Annotated in this window: 4 protein-coding genes and 2 pseudogenes; 4 read left to right on the top strand and 2 right to left on the bottom strand. The window is 47.1% G+C overall.

Features of this window, described 5'->3' with window-relative positions; all coding sequences use genetic code 11:
• The first annotated feature begins 325 nt into the window (after positions 1-325).
• The 3 genes from H6F63_RS00205 to chlG all read left to right on the top strand — a co-directional run bounded on the left by H6F63_RS00205 (position 326) and on the right by chlG (position 2,740).
• Positions 326-520: a DUF2862 domain-containing protein gene (locus H6F63_RS00205; protein WP_190425295.1), complete on the top strand. Its 195-nt coding sequence runs from the start codon at positions 326-328 to the stop codon at positions 518-520.
• A 5-nt stretch (positions 521-525) separates the two neighbouring features.
• The gene (locus tag H6F63_RS00200; protein ID WP_190633875.1) at positions 526-1,623 is read left to right on the top strand and encodes an ArsA family ATPase; all 1,098 of its coding nucleotides are present in this window, start codon (positions 526-528) and stop codon (positions 1,621-1,623) included.
• A 124-nt stretch (positions 1,624-1,747) separates the two neighbouring features.
• Complete coding sequence (gene chlG / locus H6F63_RS00195) at positions 1,748-2,740, top strand: chlorophyll synthase ChlG (RefSeq protein WP_190633874.1); 993 nt, start codon at positions 1,748-1,750, stop codon at positions 2,738-2,740.
• A 186-nt stretch (positions 2,741-2,926) separates the two neighbouring features.
• Here chlG and H6F63_RS30775 read toward each other — a convergent pair.
• A pseudogene (locus H6F63_RS30775) lies at positions 2,927-3,470 on the bottom strand (transposase).
• A 105-nt stretch (positions 3,471-3,575) separates the two neighbouring features.
• Complete coding sequence (locus tag H6F63_RS30770) at positions 3,576-4,070, bottom strand: pentapeptide repeat-containing protein (RefSeq protein WP_190633872.1); 495 nt, start codon at positions 4,068-4,070, stop codon at positions 3,576-3,578.
• A gap of 202 nt (positions 4,071-4,272) precedes the next feature.
• On the opposite strand from H6F63_RS30770, the pseudogene H6F63_RS00180 reads away from it, so the two are divergent.
• Positions 4,273-4,479: pseudogene (locus H6F63_RS00180) on the top strand (ISKra4 family transposase); the annotation flags it as partial.

Below are 4,479 nucleotides of genomic sequence, written 5' to 3'. Positions count from 1 at the left end.
TGCACCCGCTCGGCTTCGCTACAGCTGTATGCCTTTTGCGTCGCCATCAGAAAGTTAATGTATTCAATAGCCGTATATTTGGGTGGATTCATTGCTTCCTTTTACCCCATCTTTAGCCCAACTGCGTAACTCCTGAGTCAGTTAAAACAGACTAGATAAAGATTTTAACCAGTTTTAAAAGGTTTAAGTTTTCAGCCTGAAATTAATTTCAAAGCTTATTGTCAATGGTGCAATATCTCATTAGCTCCTATTCCCGAATTCCCGGTGCCTCTAAGTCCCCGATTCCGCTACACTGTGGAATGATTCATTGTATTCGGAAGCAGTAATGGAGATCGGTCAAAAAGTTAAAGTATACCGCCTCAGAGACAGGGTATCACCCGCGATAGTCAATAAACTGGGGAAAGTCGGAACCATCCAAGGTTACAGAATGACCGATGGTAGTGGCGTTGGGGTCGTAGTCCAATTCGAGGACAACTCAGCCACATGGTTCTTTGAAGACGAACTGAAACCTGCACAGTAACAGAGATGGCCTTGATTTTAACCTTTTTGGGCAAAGGCGGCACTGGTCGCACAACAGTAGCGATCGCAGCTGCAAAAAAACTGGCAAACCAAGGAGCGCGAGTTCTACTGGCTGGAGTTGACCCCGGCCCATCCCTCGGATTGCTGCTGGGGACAACCACCAGTCCCGACCCCCAGGAACTAACTCAAAATTTGCAAGTAGTGCAGTTCCAGTCCGCCGTCTTGCTAGAGCGCAGCTGGGAAGAAATCAAAAAACTGGAGGCGCAATATCTCCGGACACCCCTGATAAAAAATGTCTACGGTCAAGAACTAGGCGTATTGCCAGGGATGGATAGCGCCTTAGCTCTAAACGCCATCCGCGAGTACGATGCCAGTGGCAAGTACGACGTAATCGTTTACGATGGCAGCGGCGACCAGACTACCCTACGGATGTTGGGTATGCCAGAAATACTCAGCTGGTATATCCGTCGCTTCCGGAAAGTAGTGGAAGATTCCGACCTCTGGAAAACAGTATCGCCCTTCATTCAACCGATCAGCAGCGCTGTCCTCAACGTCTCATGGACTGGGGATAACTTCGTCCAACAACCCAGCAACGAAGTGAACAATCTGCTGGAACGAGGGAAAGCAGCAATAGCAGACCCCTCTCGGACTGCCGCCTATTTGGTGACAACAGGCGATCCTACCACTGTGGCAACTGCCCAGTATCTGTGGGGTAGCGCCCAACAAATCGGGCTGACTGTGGGCGGCGTACTGCTAAACCAGGAGCCTGTGACAGAAGGCATCTCGGCGAACTTTAGTCCTTTGGCAGTTAGTTCTCTTCCTATCTGTCCTCCCAGTGACTGGCAACCCCTGATAGAAGCTCTCCCAGATTTGCGTCAAGCTGCATCGGCTCCCAAACCGATTGAGATTGATATCTCTGCCCGTCAGGTACGTTTATTCTTGCCCGGTTTTGACAAAAAACAGGTAAAACTTACCCAGTCTGGCCCAGAAGTCACTATCGATGCTGGAGACCAGCGACGCAATATCTCTTTGCCGCCCCAGTTGAGCGGTCAATCCGTCAAAGGCGCTAAATTTCAAAATAGTTACTTAACGATTTCGTTTTAATTGGGGATTGGGGATTGGGAATTGGGAATTGGGAATTGGGAAAATTGCTTACCTAACCCCTATTCCCTAGCCCCCAACCCCAGTCCCTAGCCCCCAGTCCCCAGTCCCTATTACCTATTAGCAAATGACAACGGACAACGGACAACCAACAACTGATAACTCAGCTGACCGCAGTGCGAAAACTCGGCAACTGCTAGGCATGAAAGGTGCTGCTTCCGGTGAGACTTCTATCTGGAAAATCCGCTTGCAGCTGATGAAGCCGATTACCTGGATTCCCCTGATTTGGGGCGTTGTCTGCGGTGCAGCTTCTTCGGGTGAATACACTTGGACTCTGGAAAATGTTCTGAAAGCTGCTACTTGTATGCTGCTGTCGGGGCCTATTTTAGTTGGGTATACCCAAACTTTAAATGACTTTTACGATCGCGATATCGACGCGATTAACGAACCCTACCGTCCTATTCCCTCTGGTGCCATTTCTGTTCCCCAAGTAGTGACGCAAATTTTGGTGCTGTTATTTGCAGGGTTAAGTCTTTCCTACGTTTTAGATAGATGGGCGGGGCATGATTTTCCTACCATCACCTGCATTGCCTTGGGTGGTACTTTTCTAGCGTATATTTATTCTGCGCCACCGCTGAAGCTGAAGAAAAATGGCTGGCTGGGCAATTACGCACTGGGTGCCAGTTATATTGCTCTTCCCTGGTGGACTGGTCACGCGCTGTTTGGCGAGTTAAACCCTACGATTATGATTCTGACCCTGTTCTACAGTTTGGCGGGGTTGGGAATCGCGGTGGTGAATGACTTCAAGAGCGTTGAAGGCGATCGCCAACTCGGTCTACAATCGCTTCCGGTGATGTTTGGCGTTGGCAAGGCTGCATGGATATGCGTGCTAATGATCGATATTTTTCAAGCTGGAATTGCCGCGTATTTAATTAGCATCCACCAAAATCTTTATGCGGCAATCTTGATATTACTCATCATCCCCCAAATCACTTTTCAGGATATGTATTTTCTGCGCGATCCCCTGAAAAATGATGTGAAATATCAGGCAAGCGCTCAACCTTTCTTAGTTCTAGGAATGCTCGTTGCTGGTTTAGCATTAGGCCACGCTGTTTATTAGTAGGTTGGGTTGAGGGACGAAACCCAACATCGACAAGCTTTTGTTGGGTTTCGCTACAATTATTCTTCACAGTAGGTTGGGTTCACGTAGAAAACCCAACTTATTTATTAACAAGCATTTGTTGGGTTTCGCTTCGCTCTACCCAACCTACAATTATTATGAATTGATATTAAAACAAACCCCAGCTTACTCATGTCCTACACTGACATAAAACAACATTTCTTCCGCAGAACCCCAAGATACATCATATGATCCGGCAGTAACATAACGGTGAAAACTAGAATATTCCCAGTCTTTGGGTGCTTTCACTAATCCATGTTTGACTGGATTGTAGTGAATATAATCAATGTGGTTAGCAAAATCTTATTCGTCTCGAATTTGATGTTACCAAAAGCGGCGTTGCCAGATTGATTGCTCTTTTTTACTTTGTCTGGATAGAGAAACTTTTTGATGATACTCTTGTTCGCAGTTGCGGCTAAAATAACTTTTGATTACAACGCCATCGCGTAGAGAAATCGCTATCTCCGTTCGGCAAAGTCCAAATGCAGTGTACATGGTCGGGTAAAATAACGCAAGCATCAATTTTAAAAGGATGGTTTTGCATAATGTCTCTGAAAGCATTCCTTAATAAGGAGACATTTGAAGGTATACATAAAAATTTTCTTCTATTATGAGTTACTAAGGTAAAAAAGTAGGTGCCTCCTTCTATTTTTGCTCTACGGTATTGCATGGCTTTGAATTGTTTTTAGTTGAAAATGTGATGTTGGGTTTCGTACCTCAACCCAACCTACGAGGCGATGCGATCGCACTGGCGGGTGCGAATTCTGCCTCTACCTTATTCCTCAATCACGTTGGTAATGATATTCCCTCCGGGCATGATGGTATTGCTCAGGTAGCAGGCGCTCAGGCTATCCCTATCTACGAGGGCATTTCTGAAGTTGCAGCTGTAGAAGGATGTTTCATCCAGGGGAACTCCTGTGAGGTCGGCACCTTCAAGAGAGACAGTGTCCATACTAACTTCCATCAGGTTAGCTCCCTCAAAGTTAGCCCGCTTCAGACTGGAATTTCTCACAGTGGCACCGTTCAGGTTGGCAGTACTGAGGTTGGCATCATTCAGCTCGACCTCTTCCAGGATGATATCCAGCAGGTTGGCACCACTAAGGTTGGCATTGCTGAGATTGATACCTCTCAAACGGGCAGCGTACAGATCAGCACTACTGAGGTCAATGCTACTCAAATTGGTTCCTTGCAGATTGGCACGCCTCAAGCTGATTCTAGAGAAATTTCGCTCCCCAGCAGCATATCTTCTGAGCAATTCCTCAGCATCCATAACTCAACTCCTGCATCCATTTACACCATCAACAATAGCGCCCAAACCCTCTGGAACAACCTTCTTTCACCCTCTACCCCCCTCAACATCAACGGGAGCATGTCACCTTTGCGCTAAGTAGAAGTGCTCAGGAGAACTGTATTTCTAGCCCATTGAAACAGGAGCGGGGAAGATAAGAAGATTCCACTCCTCCAAGCAAGCCATGACTCCCGAACAAGAGCAATCCCTGAAGACCCATCTCAAGGCCATTGCTCAAATCTTGTATGACGAGAGCGGCCCAGAAGCAATGAAAACTCTAGAAGGAATGGAGTTGACGCTGCGGCGACAACTCCAGACCCATGTCAGCCCAGAACTGGGGAGTTTTTTATCCAAACGCTCACAGGAACGCAAGCAGGCAAGCCAAGAAGCC

It is taken from the genome of Trichocoleus sp. FACHB-40, from assembly GCF_014695915.1.
In the GTDB taxonomy this organism is placed as follows: domain Bacteria; phylum Cyanobacteriota; class Cyanobacteriia; order Cyanobacteriales; family FACHB-T130; genus Funiculus; species Funiculus sociatus.
Note: the sequence above shows the minus strand (reverse complement) of the source record. Positions and strands in the feature narration are given on the sequence as shown.

Bases quoted from the DNA above. Each gene is read 5' to 3' on its own strand.
- H6F63_RS00205 (WP_190425295.1), top strand. From the start codon at position 326: ATGGAGATCGGTCAAAAAGTTAAAGTATACCGCCTCAGAGACAGGGTA.
- H6F63_RS00200 (WP_190633875.1), top strand. From the start codon at position 526: ATGGCCTTGATTTTAACCTTTTTGGGCAAAGGCGGCACTGGTCGCACA.
- chlG (WP_190633874.1), top strand. From the start codon at position 1,748: ATGACAACGGACAACGGACAACCAACAACTGATAACTCAGCTGACCGC.
- H6F63_RS30770 (WP_190633872.1), bottom strand. From the start codon at position 4,070: ATGGATGCTGAGGAATTGCTCAGAAGATATGCTGCTGGGGAGCGAAAT.